The organism is Streptomyces noursei, from assembly GCF_016917755.1.
GTDB classification, from domain to species: domain Bacteria; phylum Actinomycetota; class Actinomycetes; order Streptomycetales; family Streptomycetaceae; genus Streptomyces; species Streptomyces yunnanensis.
Genome location: NZ_CP070326.1, coordinates 7,287,903 through 7,305,506, shown reverse-complemented (window position 1 = coordinate 7,305,506; position 17,604 = coordinate 7,287,903). Strand labels below are relative to the sequence as shown.

At 73.8% G+C, this 17,604-nt stretch carries 13 protein-coding genes; 10 read left to right on the top strand and 3 right to left on the bottom strand.

All coding sequences use genetic code 11. The annotated features are described in order from the left end of the window. Positions 1-61 precede the first annotated feature (61 nt). On the top strand, positions 62-1,771 hold the full coding sequence (locus JNO44_RS31875) for an alpha/beta hydrolase (RefSeq protein WP_240167740.1): 1,710 nt from the start codon (positions 62-64) through the stop codon (positions 1,769-1,771). A gap of 76 nt (positions 1,772-1,847) precedes the next feature. On the opposite strand, the gene hemQ is transcribed toward JNO44_RS31875, so the two are convergent. Both hemQ and hemG read right to left on the bottom strand, forming a co-directional pair. Beyond that, complete coding sequence (gene hemQ / locus JNO44_RS31870; protein ID WP_205367271.1) at positions 1,848-2,585, bottom strand: hydrogen peroxide-dependent heme synthase; 738 nt, start codon at positions 2,583-2,585, stop codon at positions 1,848-1,850. A gap of 2 nt (positions 2,586-2,587) precedes the next feature. Further along, positions 2,588-4,051 carry a protoporphyrinogen oxidase gene (hemG, locus tag JNO44_RS31865; protein ID WP_205367269.1) on the bottom strand — a complete coding sequence of 488 codons (1,464 nt, stop codon included), beginning with the start codon at positions 4,049-4,051 and terminating at the stop codon, positions 2,588-2,590. A 199-nt stretch (positions 4,052-4,250) separates the two neighbouring features. Between hemG and JNO44_RS31860 the strand changes: the two genes are divergently transcribed. From JNO44_RS31860 to JNO44_RS31845, 4 genes are all read left to right on the top strand, one after another. Then, positions 4,251-5,378 carry a DUF4349 domain-containing protein gene (locus JNO44_RS31860; protein ID WP_205367267.1) on the top strand — a complete coding sequence of 376 codons (1,128 nt, stop codon included), beginning with the start codon at positions 4,251-4,253 and terminating at the stop codon, positions 5,376-5,378. A gap of 118 nt (positions 5,379-5,496) precedes the next feature. Next, positions 5,497-6,705 carry a thiolase family protein gene (locus JNO44_RS31855; RefSeq protein ID WP_205367265.1) on the top strand — a complete coding sequence of 403 codons (1,209 nt, stop codon included), beginning with the start codon at positions 5,497-5,499 and terminating at the stop codon, positions 6,703-6,705. A 124-nt stretch (positions 6,706-6,829) separates the two neighbouring features. Beyond that, the gene (locus tag JNO44_RS31850) at positions 6,830-8,287 is read left to right on the top strand and encodes an aldehyde dehydrogenase family protein (protein ID WP_205370875.1); all 1,458 of its coding nucleotides are present in this window, start codon (positions 6,830-6,832) and stop codon (positions 8,285-8,287) included. 136 nt (positions 8,288-8,423) lie between these two features. Then, positions 8,424-9,824 carry an FAD-dependent oxidoreductase gene (locus JNO44_RS31845; protein ID WP_205367262.1) on the top strand — a complete coding sequence of 467 codons (1,401 nt, stop codon included), beginning with the start codon at positions 8,424-8,426 and terminating at the stop codon, positions 9,822-9,824. A gap of 31 nt (positions 9,825-9,855) precedes the next feature. On the opposite strand, the gene hemE is transcribed toward JNO44_RS31845, so the two are convergent. Continuing rightward, positions 9,856-10,923 (bottom strand): uroporphyrinogen decarboxylase, encoded by a 1,068-nt coding sequence (gene hemE, locus JNO44_RS31840; RefSeq protein WP_205367261.1) that lies wholly within the window; start codon positions 10,921-10,923, stop codon positions 9,856-9,858. 102 nt (positions 10,924-11,025) lie between these two features. Between hemE and JNO44_RS31835 the strand changes: the two genes are divergently transcribed. From JNO44_RS31835 to JNO44_RS31815, 5 genes are all read left to right on the top strand, one after another. Beyond that, the gene (locus JNO44_RS31835) at positions 11,026-11,682 is read left to right on the top strand and encodes a DUF3000 domain-containing protein (protein ID WP_205367259.1); all 657 of its coding nucleotides are present in this window, start codon (positions 11,026-11,028) and stop codon (positions 11,680-11,682) included. A 284-nt stretch (positions 11,683-11,966) separates the two neighbouring features. Further along, complete coding sequence (locus JNO44_RS31830) at positions 11,967-12,629, top strand: response regulator transcription factor (protein WP_016573641.1); 663 nt, start codon at positions 11,967-11,969, stop codon at positions 12,627-12,629. Positions 12,630-12,709: 80 nt separating this feature from the next. Beyond that, positions 12,710-13,984 carry an HRDC domain-containing protein gene (locus JNO44_RS31825; protein ID WP_205367257.1) on the top strand — a complete coding sequence of 425 codons (1,275 nt, stop codon included), beginning with the start codon at positions 12,710-12,712 and terminating at the stop codon, positions 13,982-13,984. A 243-nt stretch (positions 13,985-14,227) separates the two neighbouring features. After that, positions 14,228-15,442 carry a thiolase family protein gene (locus JNO44_RS31820; RefSeq protein WP_102925820.1) on the top strand — a complete coding sequence of 405 codons (1,215 nt, stop codon included), beginning with the start codon at positions 14,228-14,230 and terminating at the stop codon, positions 15,440-15,442. Then, positions 15,439-17,568: a 3-hydroxyacyl-CoA dehydrogenase NAD-binding domain-containing protein gene (locus tag JNO44_RS31815; RefSeq protein WP_205367255.1), complete on the top strand. Its 2,130-nt coding sequence runs from the start codon at positions 15,439-15,441 to the stop codon at positions 17,566-17,568. Before JNO44_RS31820 ends, JNO44_RS31815 begins: the two co-directional genes overlap by 4 nt. The last annotated feature ends 36 nt before the right edge of the window (positions 17,569-17,604 follow it).

Sequence of the window (17,604 nt, the reverse complement as noted above, 5' to 3'; positions counted from 1 at the left end):
ACCCCGTGCAGCGAGCCCCTCCCCGGAGCCCCGCACCGCGCACCATACGAAGGGACGGCTCGTGAGAGCACTTGCGTTGTACGGCGCCCTCGGGTCGCTGGTCCTGAGCGGCCTCGCCTCGGCACCGGCCGGCGGCGCCGCCCGGGACCCGGCGGCGCCGCCCGCCCCCGTTCACCCCCTCACCTTCGGCCGGTGCGCGGGCGTGGAGCACCTCCCGGCCTCCGTCGAGTGCGGCACGCTCACCGTCCCGCTCGACTACGCCCGGCCGCACGGCAAGCAGATCAAGCTGACGGTCAGCCGGACCCGGGCCACCTCGTCCGCCGAACGGCAGGGCGCCCTGGTCTTCAACCCCGGCGGCCCCGGCGCGTCCAGCATGCAGTTCCCCCTCTACGGAGCGCTGCCGACCTGGCGCCGGACCGCCCGCGCCTACGACTTCGTCGGCTATGCGCCGCGCGGGGTGGGGCGCAGCGCCCCGCTGTCCTGCCAGGACCCCAAGGACTTCACCAAGGCGCCCACGGACAGCCCGCGGTACCCCAGCGAGTCCTTCAAGCAGAAGAAGGTGGCGGAGGCGAAGGCGTACGCCCACGGCTGCGCCCAACGGGCCGGCGCCGACCTGCCGTTCTACAACTCGATCAACAACGCCCGGGACCTGGACATGCTGCGGGCGGCGCTCGGCGAGAAGAAGCTGACGTTCATGGGCGCGTCCTACGGGACGTACTTCGGGGCGGTCTACGCGACGCTGTTCCCCGGCCATGTCCGCCGGATGATCTTCGACAGCGTGGTCAACCCCGATCCCCGGCAGATCTGGTACCAGAACAACCTCGACCAGAGCGTCGCCTTCGAGCGCCGCTGGGGCGACTGGCTGCGCTGGGTCGCCAAGCACGACTCCACCTACCACCTGGGATCCGACAAGCAGGCGGTGCAGCACTCCTACGACACCGTCATCCAGCGGCTGCGGCGCGCGCCGGTCAACGGGAAGATCGGCCCCGGGCAGCTCCAGGCGGCGTACCTCAAGACCGGCTACAACGACGCGTTCTGGCCGATGCGCGCCGAGGCGCTGTCGAAGTACCTGCGCGGCGACGCCCAGCTGTTGATCGCCCAGGCACTGCCCTCCGGCGACGGCCAGGGCGAGGAGAACGCCAACGCCGTCTACACCGCCGTCGAGTGCAACGACTCGGCCTGGCCGCGCAACTGGCACGTCTGGGACCGGGACAACACCGCCCTGGCCCGCACCGCGCCGTTCGAGACCTGGGACAACGCCTGGATGAACCTGCCGTGCGCCTTCTGGCCGGAGCGCCGGCAGTCGGCGGCGGACGGCGTCGAGGAGGCGATCCGCACCACCACCCGGCGGGCCGTCAAGGGCGCGTCGGCCGGGGACGCCCTGGCCCACGCCTCCCAGCAGGTCGCCGACACCGACCTGGACGACGCGCTGTACGGGCGGGGCCGCCCGCTGGACATCCGCACCGAGCCCGGCGCGCTGCCGCCGGTGCTGCTGCTGGCCGCCGAACGGGACGCGGCCACCCCCTACCCGGGTGCGCTGGAGCTGCAGCGGCGGCTGCCCGGCTCGTCCCTGGTGACCGAGCGGGACGCGGGCACCCACGGCATCGCGTACGGCGACAACCTCTGTGTGAACGGCTACGTCGAGACGTACCTGCTGCGCGGGAAGGTCCCCGGGCACCGGTCGTACTGCGGACCGCGCGCCGAGCCGGTGCCGGGGCAGCCGCTCCAGCGGGCCCGGCCGACGCTGGTGCAGCAGGTGAAGGGGCGGTAGCCGCCCCGGAGCGTGGAGGTCGGGGCCGTCCCTTCGGGGGCGGCCCCGACCTCCGTGTTCCGGGGTGTCCGACCGGTCAGGCCAGGCCGGCGACCAGCTCGGCGACCGGCTTGCGGCGGCCGGTGTAGAACGGGATCTCCTCGCGGACGTGCCGGCGCGCCTCGGAGCCGCGCAGGTGACGCATCAGGTCGACGATGCGGTGGAGCTCGTCGGCCTCGAAGGCGAGGATCCACTCGTAGTCGCCGAGCGAGAAGGAGGCGACGGTGTTGGCGCGGACGTCGGGGAAGCCGCGGGCCATCTTGCCGTGGTCGGCGAGCATCCGGCGGCGGTCCTCGTCGGGGAGGAGGTACCAGTCGTAGGAGCGCACGAACGGGTAGACGCTCACGTAGTCGCGGGCGTGCTCGTCGGCCAGGAAGGCCGGGATGTGCGACTTGTTGAACTCGGCGGGACGGTGCAGCGCCATGTTCGACCAGACCGGCTCCAGCGCGCGGCCCAGACGGGTGCGGCGGAAGCGGTTGTACGCCTCCTGGAGGTCGTCGGAGTTCTCCGAGTGCCACCAGATCATCACGTCGGCGTCGGCGCGCAGCCCGGAGAGGTCGTAGGTGCCGCGGACCACCACGTCCTTGGCGGCGAGCTGGGCGAACAGCTCCTCGACCTCGTCGGCGTAGCCGGACCGGTCCTCGGGAAGGACGTCGCGCAGCTTGAAGACCGACCAGAGGGTGTAGCGGATGACCTCGTTGAGGTCCTTGGCCTTCTTGCCGGCGTTGGGGATCTTGTCGGAGGCGGGGGTGGAAGCGTCTGTCATGTCGTCCATTCTCACTCGCCGCCGGCGACGCCCGGCGTCAGGGTCCCGAGGACCTCGTCGGCGGCCCGGTGCGCGGAGGCGATGCACGCCGGGATGCCGACGCCGTCGTAGAGCGCGCCGCAGACCCGCAGCGGGCCCGGCAGTCCGGCGATCGCGGCCCGGATGCGCGCCACCCGGTCCACATGGCCGACGGCGTACTGCGGCAGCCCGCCGCCCCAGCGGGTGACGGTGGTGGCCACCGGCCGGGCGGTCAGGCCGACCGCCTCGCCGAGGTCGGCGAGGGAGAGGGCGACCAGTTCGGCGTCGTCGCGCTCCAGATCGGCCTCGTCGCCGTACCGGCCGAGGGAGGTGCGCAGCACGAAGAGGTCCGGGTCGGCCTCGGCGATCCAGTTCCACTTGTGGCTGGCGAAGGTCGACGCCTTGATCCGGTGGCCGTCGACCGGCGGGACGAGGAAGCCGCTGCCGTGCGGAACGGCCGTCAGATCGGCGCGCCGGAAGGCCATGGTGACCAGCGCCATCGAGGCGTACTCGACGGCGGCCAGCTCGTCGGCGGCGGCCGGGGAGCCGGCGCGCAGCAGGCGTTCGGCGGCCGGCGCGGGCGCGGCCAGGACCACCGCGTCGGCGGTGAGCACCCGGTCGCCGGCCTGGATGTGCCAGCCGTCCACGGCGGTCCAGCGCAGCTCGCGCACCGGCGTGCGCAGCAGGATCTCGCCGCCCGAGCGGCGCACCGCGTCGGCGACCGCGCCCGGCAGCGTCCCGATGCCGCCGGCGATGCCCATGAAGACCGATACCGGGCCGGTCGCGGCCGGCCCCTCGGGCACGGCGGCCGCGGCGCGCTCCTGGATGCCCCGGACGCCCTCGATCAGCGAACCGCCGCGCCGGGCCGCCTCGAAGAGCTGCGGGACGGCGGCGCGCATCGAGATGCGGTAGGCGTCGCCCGCGTAGACCCCGCCGAGCAGCGGCTCGACGAGCCGGTCGACGACCTCCCGGCCGAGCCGGGCCGCTACGTACGCGCCGACCCCGATGTCGGTGCCGGCCTCGGTCGTCGGCAGCGTCCGGTCCTCCTCGATGCGCGCCAGGCCCTCCGGGGAGAGCACGCCGGAGGCGGCGAGCGGCCCGAGGTCGCCGGGGACGCCCATGACGTGCCCCTTGGGCATCGGGCGCAGCGCACCGCGGGTCCACAGGGAGGCGGTGGCGGTGCCGGGTGGCTGGAGCCGGTCGGTCAGGCCCACGGCCCGCGCCAGCTCCACCGCCTCCGGCCGCCGGGCCAGCATCGATTCGGCGCCGAGATCGACCGGTACGCCCGCGATGTCACCGGCCAGCAGCTTGCCGCCCAGGCGCTCCGACGCCTCCAGGAGGGTCACCCGGGCCCCGCCCGCCAGCAGCCGGTGCGCGGCGGCCAGCCCCGCGATACCGCCGCCGATGACCACGACATGACCGGGCGCGCCGCCCGTACCGCTGTGCGCTGTGCTCATGTCCTCCACTCTCTCAGAGCCGGTTCCGGCGCCCGGGAGCCGGTCCGGGCAGCGGGACCGTGACCTCTTCGAGATCCCGGAACGGCAACCCGCTGCCGGGGCTCCCCGTCGAACCGGCGTCACGATCCGGCCAGTTGACCGGGCCGCCCGGAGTCCGCGCGGCCCGGCGGCCGACGACGCGGAAGGGGAGCGGCCTGTCATGCACGGATCATGGGGACGGCGGGTTGCCGGGGCGGCGGCGGTGTTGGCCGTGTCGCTGGCGGCCGCCGGGTGCGGTGCGCCGAGCGGGCCCGGCGCGGCGGTCGACGCGGCGGGGCCAGGCAAGGGCGCGGCGGGGGCGGCTCGGCAGCAATCCGACGCACGGGCCGGCGGGACCGTCCGACGCACCGGCGGGGGCACCGCGCCGGACACGCCGGTGAAGGCGACGCAGACGCAGATCATCCGGACCGCGACGCTGACCGTGCAGACCGCGGACGTCGCCGCGGCACTCACCAGGGCGCGGGGCGCCGTCGAGGACGCGGGCGGCTACGCGGCCGACGAAACCACCGACCGGGACGCCGACGGCCGGGACCGCTCGAAGCTGGTGCTGCGGGTGCCGCCGGAGCACTACGACGCGCTGCTGACGCGGCTGTCCGGGCTGGGCAAGGTCCTCACCCGCGAGGTCTCCGCCAAGGACGTCACCGACCAGGTGGTGGACGTCGACAGCCGGGTGACGTCGCAGCGGGCGAGCGTCGAGCGGATCCGGGCGCTGATGGACCGGGCGTCCTCGATCGGCGACATCACCGCCCTGGAGTCCGAACTGGGCACCAGGGAGGCCAACCTGGAGTCCCTGGAGGCCCGGCTGAAGTCCCTCAAGGACCGCACCGGGACGGCCACCGTCACGCTGCTGCTGCGGCAGCCCGGCGCCGCCAGCGGCCCCCGGCCGGACGACGGCACGTCCTTCGGGGACGCGCTGTCCGACGCCAGGCGCGCCTTCACGGCGGCGGTGCGCTGGGTGCTGGTGGCGCTCGCCGGGGCGCTGCCGTTCGCGGCCGTCGCGGCGGGCGGGCACGCGCTGTGGCGGGCGGTCCGCGGCCGGCGGGCGGGCACCCGGCCCGGCGGGCGGCGGCCCACGGAGGCCGACGGGGGCGCGGAAACCGGCCCTGCTGACACCCGCACCTCGGACGCCGGCCCCGCGGAGGCGGCCGGGACGGACCGGGCCACCCCGGCCGAGACGGCCAAGGCGTCTGAGACGGCCGCGACGCCCGGGACAGCCGGTGAGTCGGGCGGAACCGGCGGGACCGGCCGGTCCGGCGCGTCCGGTGAAGGTGGCCGCCCGCCCCGTTGACACCGGGCGGTGCCGGGCAAAGACTCGGGGCGGCGGGTGGCGATCTTCGTACCGCCCGGCCGCCGAGCCGGTGTCGCGAGGACAGCGCAGACAGCGAAGACAGCGAGGACACAGCCTGATGACCGAGCCACACGCACCGAACGCCGTGCGGGACGTCTACATCGTCGACGCGGTACGGACCCCGGTCGGCAAATACGGCGGCGCGCTGGCCGGAGTGCGCCCCGACGACCTCGCCGCCCATGTGGTGCGCGCCCTGGTGGACCGCACCCCGGAGCTCGATCCGGCGCGGATCGACGACGTCTACTTCGGCGACGCCAACGGCGCGGGCGAGGACAACCGCAACGTCGCGCGGATGGCCGTGCTGCTGTCCGGGCTGCCGGTCGGCGTCCCCGGGGTGACCGTCAACCGGCTGTGCGGGTCCGGGCTGGAGGCGGTCATCCAGGCGGCCCGCGCCGTCGCGCACGGCGATGCGGAGGTCGCGGTGGCCGGCGGCGTGGAGTCGATGAGCCGGGCGCCGTACGTACTGCGCAAGCCGGACCGGGCCTTCCCCGCGGGCCATCAGGAGATGTTCTCCTCGACGCTGGGCTGGCGGATGGTCAATCCGCGGATGGCGCCGGAGTGGACGGTCCCGCTGGGCGAGGGCGCCGAGCTGATCGCCGACAAGCACGGCATCACCCGCGAACAGCAGGACGTGTTCGCGCTGGCCAGCCACCAGAAGGCGGTCCGGGCCTGGGCGGCGGGCGACTACGACGCGGAGGTCGTGCCGGTGCCGGGGGCGGACCTGACGCGCGACGAGACCGTCCGGGAGAACTCCTCGCTGGAGGCGCTCTCCAGGCTGAAGCCGGCGTTCCGCAGTGCGGGCGGCACGGTCACCGCCGGCAACTCCTCGCCGCTCAACGACGGCGCGGCGGCGCTGCTGCTGGTCAGCGAGGAGGGTCTGCGGGCCACCGGGCGGGAGCCGCTGGCCCGGGTACGGGCGAGCGCGGTGACCGGTATCGAGCCGCAGCTGTTCGGGCTCGGCCCGGTGGAGGCGGTCCGGCGGGCGCTGGAGCGGGCCGGGCGGGGCTTCGGCGATCTGGCGGTCTGCGAGCTGAACGAGGCGTTCGCGGCGCAGGCGCTGGGCTGCCTCGCCCAGTGGCCGGATCTCGACCCCACCGTGGTCAATCCGCGCGGCGGCGCCATCGCCATCGGGCACCCGCTGGGCGCCTCCGGGGCCCGGCTCGCCGGCGCGGTGGCCCACCAACTCGCCGCACAGGGCTCGGGCACCGGGCTGGCGGCACTGTGCATCGGGGTGGGGCAGGGGCTGGCGATGGTGCTGGAGCGCTAAGGCACTTCTGGCGCCCTACGGCCCGCCGGGAGGTCGGGGTCGGCCGTCCGGCGGGCGCGCGCCGCCGCCATGGGGCACACTCGTTCATCAATCAACTGTCCCGGTGCTCACGGAGGTTGGCGCGATGGCCCTGCTCGATCCCAAGGACTGGCTCTCCCTGCACGGTGACCCCACCGAGGCGGTGGAGCCCGCGACGGGCGAGGTGCTGGCCACCCTGACGCTGGCCGCGCCCACCGACGTCGCGGACGCCGCGGCCACGGCCGCCGCGGCGCAGCGGGACTGGGCGCGCAGGCCGTACTCGGAGCGGGCCGCGGTGCTGCGCCGGGCCGGCGATCTGCTCCAGCAGCACGCCGCGGAGATCGGCGAGTGGATCGTCCGGGAGGCCGGCAGCGTCCGCGGCAAGGCCGAGTTCGAGCTCCGCACCGCGGCCGAGGAGTGCTACGAGGCCGCCGCGCTCGCCCACCGTCCGCTCGGCCAGGTGCTGCCCTCGGGGGCACCGCGGCTGTCGTACACCACCCGGGTGCCGGCCGGCGTGGTCGGGGTGATCGCGCCGTTCAACGTCCCGCTGATCCTCGCCGTCCGGTCCGTCGCACCGGCCCTGGCGCTGGGCAACGCCGTGGTGCTCAAGCCCGATCCGCGGACCGCGGTGTGCGGCGGGCACGTCCTCGCGGCGGTCTTCGCCGAGGCCGGCCTGCCGGCGGGGCTGTTGCACGTGCTGCCCGGCGGCGCGGACGTCGGGCGGGCGCTGGTGGCGGACCCGCGGGTACGGGTCATCTCCTTCACCGGCTCGACCGCGGCCGGCCGCAGCGTCGGCGCGCTGGCCGCGCAGCACCTCAAACGGGCCCATCTGGAACTGGGCGGCAACAGCGCGTTCCTGGTGCTGGAGGACGCCGACCTGGACGCCGCGATGTCCACCGCCGCCTGGGCGTCGTTCTTCCACCAGGGACAGGTCTGCATGACGGCGGGCCGTCACCTCGTCCACGCCTCGCGCTACGAGGAGTACGTGGCGCGGCTGGCGGCGAAGGCGGACGCGCTGACCGTCGGGGACCCGTTCCGCGCGCAGGTCCACCTCGGCCCGGTCATCGACCGCGGACAGCTCGGCAAGATCGACGCGCTGGTCCGGGAGAGCGCCGCCGCGGGCGTGCGGATCGCCGCCGGCGGCACCCATCGCGAACTGTTCTACCGGCCGACGGTCCTCGCCGACGCGGACCCGGACGCCACCGGGCCCGGCTCGGTGGGCGCGTCCCCCGCCTACTGCGAGGAGGTGTTCGGCCCGGTGGCCCCGGTCCGCGCCTTCCGGACCCTCGACGAGGCGGTGGCGCTGGCCAACGAGTCGTCCTACGGGCTGGCGCTGGGCGTCGTCACCCGCGACGCGGCCCGCGCCCTGGAGCTGGCCGACCGGATCCCCACCGGTCTGCTGCACATCAACGACCAGACCGTCAACGACGAGCCGGTGGCCGCCTTCGGCGGGCTGGCGGACTCCGGTACCGGCTCCCGCTTCGGCGGCGAGGCCAACCTCGACGCGTTCACCGAGACCCGCTGGACCACGGTGCGCGCCACCCCGGCCGCCTACCCCTTCTGAGCCGGCCCGCGCGGTCCGCTGGGGAACCGCCGGTGCCGCGCGACGGACCGGCGCACCGCGATCATGGAACGGACCGGAGCGCGCGGAAACGAACCGAACGCCGCGGAAGAGCGACAACTGACGAAGGGAAACGGGGATGGCGACGCCGGAGCGGCTGGTGGTCATCGGCGGCGATGCGGCGGGGATGGCCGCCGCCTCACAGGCCCGCCGCCACAAGGGGCCCGAGGCACTGGCCGTCACGGCCTTCGAACGCGGCCGCTTCACCTCGTACTCGGCCTGCGGCATCCCGTACTGGGTGGGCGGCGTGGTGGACGGCCCGGACGCACTGATCGCCCGCACCGCCGAGGAGCACCGGGCCCGGGACATCGACCTGCGGCTGCGCACCGAGGTCACCGAGATCGACCTGGACCGGGGCCGGGTGCGCAGCCGGGACCTGGCGGACGACGGCCGGGAGACGTGGACCGGCTTCGACAAGCTGGTGGTGGCGACCGGGGCGCGCCCGTTGCGCCCGCCGCTGCCGGGGATCGACGCACCGGGCGTGCACGGGGTGCAGACGCTGGACGACGGACAGCGTCTGCTGTACGGCCTGCGCGGCGCGCCGGGCCGGCGGGCGGTGGTGATCGGCGCCGGGTACATCGGCGTGGAGATGGCGGAGGCGCTGGTCCACCGCGGCTTCCAGGTCACGGTCCTGGACCAGGGCGCGCAACCGATGTCCACCCTCGACCCGGACATGGGGGCGCTGGTGCGCACCGCGATGTGCGGGATGGGCATCGAGGTGGTGACCGGTGCGCGGGTCACCGGAGTGCTGACCGACGAGGACGGGGGCCGGGCCCGGGCGGTGGTCACGGAGGACGCCGAGTACCCGGCCGACGTGGTCGTGCTGGGGTTGGGCGTCCGCCCGGAGACCGCCCTGGCCGAGGCGGCCGGGCTGCCGCTGGGCGCCTCCGGGGGACTGCGCACCGATCTGGCGCTGCGGGTGGCCGGCCAGGAGCACGTCTGGGCGGGCGGGGACTGCGTCGAGGTGCGCGACCTGGTCACCGGGGAGCACCGGCACATCGCGCTGGGCACCCACGCCAACAAGCACGGCCAGGTGATCGGCGCCAATGTGGCCGGCGGCTACGCGACCTTCCCGGGTGTCGTCGGCACGGCCGTCAGCAAGGTCTGCGACCTGGAGATCGCCCGCACCGGGCTGTTGGAGAGCCAGGCCCGGGCGGCGGGGCTGCAGTTCGTCACCGTCACCATCGAGTCGACCAGCCGCGCCGGCTACTACCCCGAAGCCCGCCCGATGCACGTGAAGATGCTCGCCGAGCGGCGCACCGGGCGGCTGCTGGGGGTGCAGATCGTCGGGCGGGAGGGCGCCGCGAAGCGGGTGGACATCGCCGCGGTGGCGCTCACCGCGGGGATGACGGTGGAGCAGATGACCGCCCTGGACCTGGGGTACGCCCCGCCGTTCTCGCCGGTCTGGGACCCGGTCCTGGTGGCGGCCCGCAAGGCGGACGCGGCGGTGCGGGCGGCCGGGAGCACCGGCCCGCGATAGCCGGGGGTGGGCCCGCCCCCGGCTCAGCTGCTCAGCGCGCGGTCTGCGTGTGGACGTACTCGACGAGGCGGGTCAGCGCCTCCGGGTCGGTGTTGGGGAGCACCCCGTGGCCGAGGTTGAAGACGTGACCGGGGAGGCCGGCGGCGGCGTCGAGGACCTCGCGGGCCTTGGTCTCGACGGCCTCGCGGGGGGCGAAGAGCACGGCCGGGTCGAGGTTGCCCTGAAGCGCCTTGCCGGGGCCGACCCGGCGGACCGCCTCGTCCATCGGGACCCGCCAGTCGACGCCGACCACGTCCGCGCCGGCCTCGCCCATCAGGCCGAGGAGTTCGCCGGTGCCCACGCCGAAGTGGATCCGCGGGACGCCGTAGCCGGCGACCGCGTCGAAGACCTTGACGGAGGCCGGCATCACCGAGCGCCGGTAGTCGGCCGGGGAGAGCGCGCCGACCCAGGAGTCGAAGAGCTGGACGGCGCTGGCACCGGCCTCGATCTGGACCTTGAGGAAGGCGGCGGTGATGTCCGCGAGCCGGTCGAGCAGATCGGACCACAGCTGCGGGTCGCCGTACATCAGGGCCTTGGTGCGCTCGTGGTTGCGGGACGGGCCGCCCTCGACGAGGTAGCTGGCGAGCGTGAACGGGGCGCCGGCGAAGCCGATGAGCGGGGTGGTGCCCAGCTCGCGGGTGAGCATGCCGATGGCCTCGGTGACGTAGGAGACGTCGCCGGGCTCCAGCGCGCGCAGCTGCTCCAGGTCGGCGCGGCTGCGGATGGGGTTCTCGACGACCGGGCCGATGCCGGGCTTGATGTCGAGGTCGATGCCGATGGCCTTCAGGGGCACCACGATGTCGCTGAAGTAGATCGCGGCGTCCACGCCGTGCCGGCGCACCGGCTGCAGCGTGATCTCGGTGACCAGCTCCGGCCGCATGCAGGAGTCGAGCATGGCGATGCCCTCGCGGACCTTGCGGTACTCGGGGAGCGAACGACCGGCCTGGCGCATGAACCACACCGGCGTGTGCGGCACCGGCTCACGCCGGCACGCCCTGAGGAAAGCCGAGTCGTACGTAGCGGTCTGCTGCTGGCCCGTAAGGGCATCGTTGGCGCTCACGCGGCAAATCTTCGCATGCGCCCGACGGCACCTCCGAATGGGCGACGCGCGCACCGGGTGTCCTCCGCGTATGAGCGGCGTCTTCCGCCTACCCTTCCGGGCATGGCTGCGGCTCAAGAACACCTCGCGGACAGCGCGGACGAGACCCCGATCCCCTTCCGTCAGGCGGTCGAGGCGCTTCGCGCGGCACGACTGCGGCCGGAGATCGAGACCGGCCCGACACCCGCACCGAAACGCCTCGCCCCGTACGCCTACGCGCTGGAGGCCGCGGTCGTCGAACGCGGGGCGGGGCCGGACGGCGAGGACCGGGACCTGGCGGACGGCCGGCTGGTGGTGCTCCATCAGCCGGCCGGCGACGAGACCTGGCAGGGCACGTTCCGGGTGGTGACGCTGGCCCGCGCGGAACTGGAGCCGGAGATGGGCGCCGATCCGCTGCTGCCCGAGGTCTCGTGGTCCTGGCTGACCGGGGCGCTGGAGGCGCGCGGGGTGCGGTACAGCGCGCCGAGCGGCACGGTCACCCGGGCCGGGTCGTACTACTTCGGCGGGCTCGCGGAGCGGGAGCCGGCGACCCAGATCGAGATCCGGGCCTCGTGGACGCCGGCCGAGGGGCCGGGCGGGGTGCCCGATCTCGCGGCGCACCTGTCGGCGTGGTGCGATCTGCTGTGCCAGGTGGCGGGGCTGCCGCCGACCCCGGTCGACCCCCCGCCGCACGGCGGGGTGGTGGCGCTGCCGCAGCGCCGCGGCCCGCAGGCCCGCTGAGGAGTCGTCCGCCCCGTCCATACGACGGCGAGGTGCCGCACGTCCGGGATGTCCGGAAGTGCGGCACCTCGCCGTTTCCGTACGCCTGTGATCACCTCGGTGTGCACTCCATGCTCACCTTGATCGCTCACGCATCCGATTTGCCCGAATTGCCCCTAACTAAATCGTGATCAAACTCTAAAGTCCTGCCGGATTGCTGCCGAAGAGGTCAGTGACCCTTCAAACACGGATCATTCCGGCTTTCCCCAGCCGGCTTCCGTCCCCGCCACTCCCCAGGAGGCCCGGTGTCAGTTCTCCTTGAGCAGCCTTCGAGCCTGGTCGCCTACCGCCCGAACAAGCCGACCGCCATGGTCGTCGTAGCCGACCCTCGCGTTCGCTCCACCGTCACCCGTCACCTGTGGGCCCTCGGCGTACGTGACGTGATCGAGGCGTCGTCCATCGCGGAGGCCCGTCCCCGCGTCGGCAACCCACGCGACATCTGCGTGGCCGACGTCCACCTTCCCGACGGCTCCGGCCTGACCCTGCTGTCCGAGACGCGGGCGGCCGGCTGGCCCAACGGCCTCGCACTGTCCGCCGCCGACGACATCGGCGCCGTGCGCAACGCCCTCGCCGGCGGCGTCAAGGGCTACGTCGTCACCGGCACCCGCACCAACCTGGGCCTGCCGGGCCGGCCGGGCGCCGCGCCGATCGGCGCCAACGCGGCCCGGATGCAGCGCCGCCCGCCGGGCGCGCCGGGCCACCCCGGCGGCTACCGCGAGCTGTCGGGGCGCGAGGTGGAGGTGTTGCGGCTGGTGGCGGAGGGCCAGTCCAACAAGGCCATCGGGGTGTCGATGGGGCTGTCGGCGCTGACCGTCAAGAGCCACCTCGCCCGGATCGCGCGCAAGCTCGGCACCGGCGACCGGGCCGGGATGGTGGCGGTCGCACTGCGCACCGGCATCATCCACTGAACCCCGCTTCCCGACCCTTCTCGCCCGTCGAGGGAACATTCCCCCGACGGGCGACGTGCATACACAGATACCCTTGACTGGTGACCGACGCCCAAAAGACCGCAGCAGACACGACACTGCGAGCACCCGGAGAATCGCCTCCGGATTCCCGACCGGCGCCGGAACCCCTACTGGAACCCCGCGAGGGCATCCCCCCGGTGACCGCCACATCCGAGGCGCTCGCCGAGGTCGTCGCCGCCTTCCAGGCCGGTCGCGGTCCGGTCGCCGTGGACGCCGAGCGTGCCTCCGGCTACCGCTACGGCCAGCGCGCCTACCTGGTCCAGCTGCGCCGTGAGGGCGCCGGCAGCGTGTTGATCGACCCGGTCGGCTGTCCCGACCTCTCCGCGCTCGGCGGGACGATCTGCGACACCGAGTGGGTGCTGCACGCCGCCACCCAGGACCTGCCCTGTCTGCGCGACATAGGGATGGTCCCCACCAAGCTGTTCGACACCGAGCTGGCCGGTCGACTGGCCGGCTTCGCCCGGGTCGGCCTGGGCGCCATGGTTGAGAACGTCCTCGGCTACGCGCTGGAGAAGGGCCACTCGGCCGTCGACTGGTCCACCCGCCCGCTGCCCGATCCGTGGCTGCGCTACGCCGCGCTCGACGTCGAGCTGCTGGTGGACCTGCGCGACGCGCTGGAGGAGGAGCTGGACCGCCAGGGAAAGCTGGAGTGGGCCCGGCAGGAGTTCGCGGCCATCGCCACCGCTCCCCCGCCGCCGCCCCGCAAGGACCCCTGGCGCCGCACGTCCGGCATGCACAAGGTGCGCCGGCGTCGGCAGATGGCGGTCGTGCGGGAGCTGTGGACGCTGCGCGACCAGGTCGCCCAGCGGCGCGACGTCTCCCCCGGCAAGGTGCTCGGCGACGCCGCGATCATCGAGGCCGCACTCCAACTCCCGCCCAACACCCACGCGCTGGCCGCGCTGTCCGGGTTCGGGCACCGGATGGGCCGGCGCCAGCTGGAGCAGTGGCAGGCCGCCGTGGACCGCGCCCGGGCGCTGCCGGACAACGAGCTGCCGCAGCCCGGCCAGCCGTTCAACGGCCCGCCGCCGCCCCGCTCGTGGGCCGACAAGGACCCGGCCGCCGCCGCCCGGCTGTCGGCCGCCCGCACGGCGGTGACCACACTCGCCGAGCAGCTGAACCTCCCCCAGGAGAACCTCATCACCCCGGACACCGTCCGCAGGCTCTGCTGGGAACCGCCGGCCGGCCCGACCCCGGAGACGGTCGCCGAAGTCCTGGCCGGACACGGCGCCCGTCCCTGGCAGATCGAGCTGGTCACACCGCTCCTCACCGAGGCCCTGGTGGCAGGCGGCTCCTGACCGGGCCCCGCGACACCACCGACGGCCCCGGCCGCGCAGCACCGCGCGGCCGGGGCCGTCCGCGTTCCCGGCGGCCTTCGCATCCCCGACACCCGGAGGGTTCCGGCCACCGGACGGTGTGACGTTCGCCGCTCCGGGCGAGGGGGGTGTGCAGCTTGGTTACTCGTAAGTAGCATGGGCGTGTGACGCGTCCTCCGGGGCGCGCTTGCAGCAGTGCCATCCCGCACCTGGAGGAGAGCCAACGTGCCTCGTACCGCTAGGGACGTCGTCTTCGTCGACGGCGTCCGCACCCCGTTCGGCAAGGCGGGCCCGAAGGGCATTTACCACGAGACCCGCGCCGACGACCTGGTCGTCAAGTGCATCCGGGAGCTGCTGCGCCGCAACCCGGACCTGGACCCGGCCCGGATCGACGAGGTCGCCCTCGCCGCCACCACCCAGATCGGCGACCAGGGCCTGACCCTGGGCCGCACCGCCGCCATCCTGGCGGGGCTGCCGAAGTCCGTGCCCGGTTTCTCCGTCGACCGGATGTGTGCCGGTGCGATGACCGCGGTGACCAGCGTCGCCGGCGGGGTGGCCTTCGGCGCGTACGACATCGCCGTGGCCGGCGGTGTCGAGCACATGGGCCGCCACCCCATGGGCGAGGGCGTGGACCCCAACCCGCGCTTCGTTTCGGAGAAGCTGGTCGACCAGTCCGCGCTCTTCATGGGCATGACGGCGGAGAACCTCCACGACCGGCTGCCGCACCTCACCAAGCAGCGCGCCGACGAGTACGCGGTGCGCAGCCAGGAGAAGGCCGCGAAGGCGTACGCCAACGGCAAGATCCAGGCCGACCTGGTGCCGATCTCGGTGCGCCGCACCTCCCCCGAGGGCGGCGAGACGGGCTGGGGCCTGGCCACCGCCGACGAGCCGATGCGCCCGGGCACCACGCTGGAGAACCTGACGGGCCTGAAGACGCCGTTCCGCCCGCACGGCCGGGTGACCGCGGGCAACGCCGCCGGCCTCAACGACGGCGCCACCGCCTCGCTGATCGCCGCCGAGGACGTGGCCCGCGAGCTGGGCCTGCCGGTCAAGATGCGCCTGGTGGACTACGCCTTCGCGGGCGTCGAGCCCGAGGTGATGGGCATCGGCCCGGTCCCGGCGACCGAGAAGGCGCTGGCCAAGGCCGGTCTGACGATCGACGACATCGGCCTGTTCGAGATCAACGAGGCGTTCGCCGTCCAGGTGCTCTCGCTGCTCGACCACTACGGCATCGCCGACGACGACCCGCGGGTCAACCAGTACGGCGGCGCGATCGCCTTCGGTCACCCGCTGGCGTCGTCCGGCGTGCGTCTGATGACGCAGCTGGCGCGGCAGTTCGAAGAGCAGCCCGAGGTCCGCTACGGCCTCACCACCATGTGCGTCGGCTTCGGCATGGGCGGCACGGTCATCTGGGAAAACCCGCACTGGGAGGGCAAGTGAGCACCACCGCTGAACTGTTGAAGGGTGCGGCCGAGCTGTTCCCGGACGAGGTCGTGACGCAGGCGCACGTGCGCCACCTCGACCTTCCCAAGGGCGCGGGCCGGTTCGCGCTCATCACGCTGGACAACGGCCTGGACCACACCAAGCCGACCACCTTCGGCCCGCAGTCGCTGGCGAACCTCAACGTCGCGATCGACCAGGTCGAGAAGGAGGCCGCGGACGGCGAGATCGTCGGCGCCGGCATCACCGGCAAGCCGTTCATCTTCGCCGTGGGCGCCGACCTCAAGGGCGTCGAGCTGCTGGCGCGGCACGAGGACGCGCTGGCCATCGGCAAGGGCGGCCACGACGTCTTCAAGCGGCTGTCGGCGCTGGCCGTGCCGACCTTCGCCTACTACAACGGCGCCGCGATGGGCGGCGGTGTCGAGGTCGGTCTGCACTGCACCTACCGCACCGTCTCCAAGGCGCTGCCGGCGTTCTCGCTGCCCGAGGTCTTCCTCGGCCTGGTCCCCGGCTGGGGCGGCTGCGCGCTGCTGCCGAACCTGATCGGCGCGGACCGCGCGGTGAGCGTGATCATCGAGAACTCGCTCAACCAGAACAAGCAGCTCAAGGGCCAGCAGGTCTTCGACCTGGGCATCGCGGACGCGCTCTTCGAGGGCGCGGACTTCCTGGAGCGGTCGCTGGACTGGACCGCGTCGGTGCTCAAGGGCGAGACCGAGGTCGCCCGACCCGAGATCGACCGCGGCGAGGCGTGGGACGCCGCCGTGCAGCGCGGCAAGGCGATCGCGGACGGCAAGGTGCACGGCGCGGCCCCGGCCGCCTACCGGGCGCTGGACATCATCGCGGCGGCCAAGAACGGCGACCTGCGGCAGGGCTTCGACGCCGAGGACCAGGCGCTCGCCGACCTCATCATGGGCGGCGAGCTGCGCTCCGGCATCTACGCGTTCAACCTGGTGCAGAAGCGCGCCAAGCGCCCGGCCGGCGCGCCGGACAAGTCGCTGGCGCGGCCGGTCACCAAGGTGGGCGTCGTCGGCGCCGGCCTGATGGCCTCCCAGCTGGCGCTGCTGTTCGCCCGCCGCCTGGAGGTCCCGGTCGTCCTCACCGACATCGACCAGGCGCGGATCGACAAGGGCGTGGAGTACGTCCACGGCGAGATCGACAAGCTGCTGCTCAAGGGCCGGGTCAACCAGGACAAGGCGAACCGCCTCAAGGGCCTGGTCAGCGGCCACCTCGACAAGGCCGCGGCGTTCGGCGACGCGGACTTCGTCATCGAGGCCGTCTTCGAGGAGATGGGCGTCAAGCAGCAGGTGTTCGCCGAGGTCGAGGCGGTGGTGCCGGAGCACGCCATCCTCGCCACCAACACCTCCTCGCTGTCGGTCACCGAGATGGCCTCGAAGCTGAAGCACCCCGAGCGGGTCGTGGGCTTCCACTTCTTCAACCCGGTCGCGATCCTGCCGCTGCTGGAGATCGTCCGGGCGGAGAAGACCGACGACGCGTCGCTGGCCACCGCCTTCGCGGTCGCCAAGTCGCTGAAGAAGACGGCCGTGCTGGTGAAGGACGCCCCGGCGTTCGTCGTCAACCGCATCCTGACCCGCTTCATGGGCGAGATCCAGAACGTCATCGACGAGGGCACCTCGGTCGAGGTCGCCGAGAAGGCGGTCGAGCCGCTCGGCCTGCCGATGTCGCCGCTGGTCCTGCTGGAGCTGGTCGGCCCGGCGATCGGCCTGCACGTCTCCGAGACGCTGCACGGCGCCTTCCCGGAGCGCTTCACGGTCTCCCCGAACCTCAAGGCCGTCGTCGAGGCCGGCAAGCGCGGCTTCTACGTCTACGACTCCGGCAAGCCGGAGCTGGACCCGGAGGTCGCCGCGCTGCTCAAGCAGGGCGACGCGGTGCTGACCGAGGAGCAGGTCCGCGACCGGGTGCTGGACGCCGTCGCGCAGGAGATCCGGCTGATGCTGGACGAGGGCGTGGTGGCCGAGGCGCAGGACATCGACCTGTGCCTGATCACCGGCGCCGGCTGGCCCTTCCACCTGGGCGGCATCACGCCGTACCTGGACCGTGAGGGCGTCTCCGAGCGGGTGGCGGGCAAGAAGTTCCTCGCCCCGGGCGTCGCGAGCGTTCCCGCGTAAGGGACTCCCGCCGCAGGGAAGTTGGCGCGCGGACCG

What these genes read in the sequence shown, in the direction of transcription:
- JNO44_RS31850 (WP_205370875.1), top strand. Translation starts at nt 6,830, where the DNA reads ATGGCCCTGCTCGATCCCAAGGACTGGCTCTCCCTGCACGGTGACCCC.
- hemQ (WP_205367271.1), bottom strand. Translation starts at nt 2,585, where the DNA reads ATGGACGACATGACAGACGCTTCCACCCCCGCCTCCGACAAGATCCCC.
- JNO44_RS31860 (WP_205367267.1), top strand. Translation starts at nt 4,251, where the DNA reads ATGCACGGATCATGGGGACGGCGGGTTGCCGGGGCGGCGGCGGTGTTG.
- JNO44_RS31855 (WP_205367265.1), top strand. Translation starts at nt 5,497, where the DNA reads ATGACCGAGCCACACGCACCGAACGCCGTGCGGGACGTCTACATCGTC.
- JNO44_RS31835 (WP_205367259.1), top strand. Translation starts at nt 11,026, where the DNA reads ATGGCTGCGGCTCAAGAACACCTCGCGGACAGCGCGGACGAGACCCCG.
- JNO44_RS31845 (WP_205367262.1), top strand. Translation starts at nt 8,424, where the DNA reads ATGGCGACGCCGGAGCGGCTGGTGGTCATCGGCGGCGATGCGGCGGGG.
- hemG (WP_205367269.1), bottom strand. Translation starts at nt 4,051, where the DNA reads ATGAGCACAGCGCACAGCGGTACGGGCGGCGCGCCCGGTCATGTCGTG.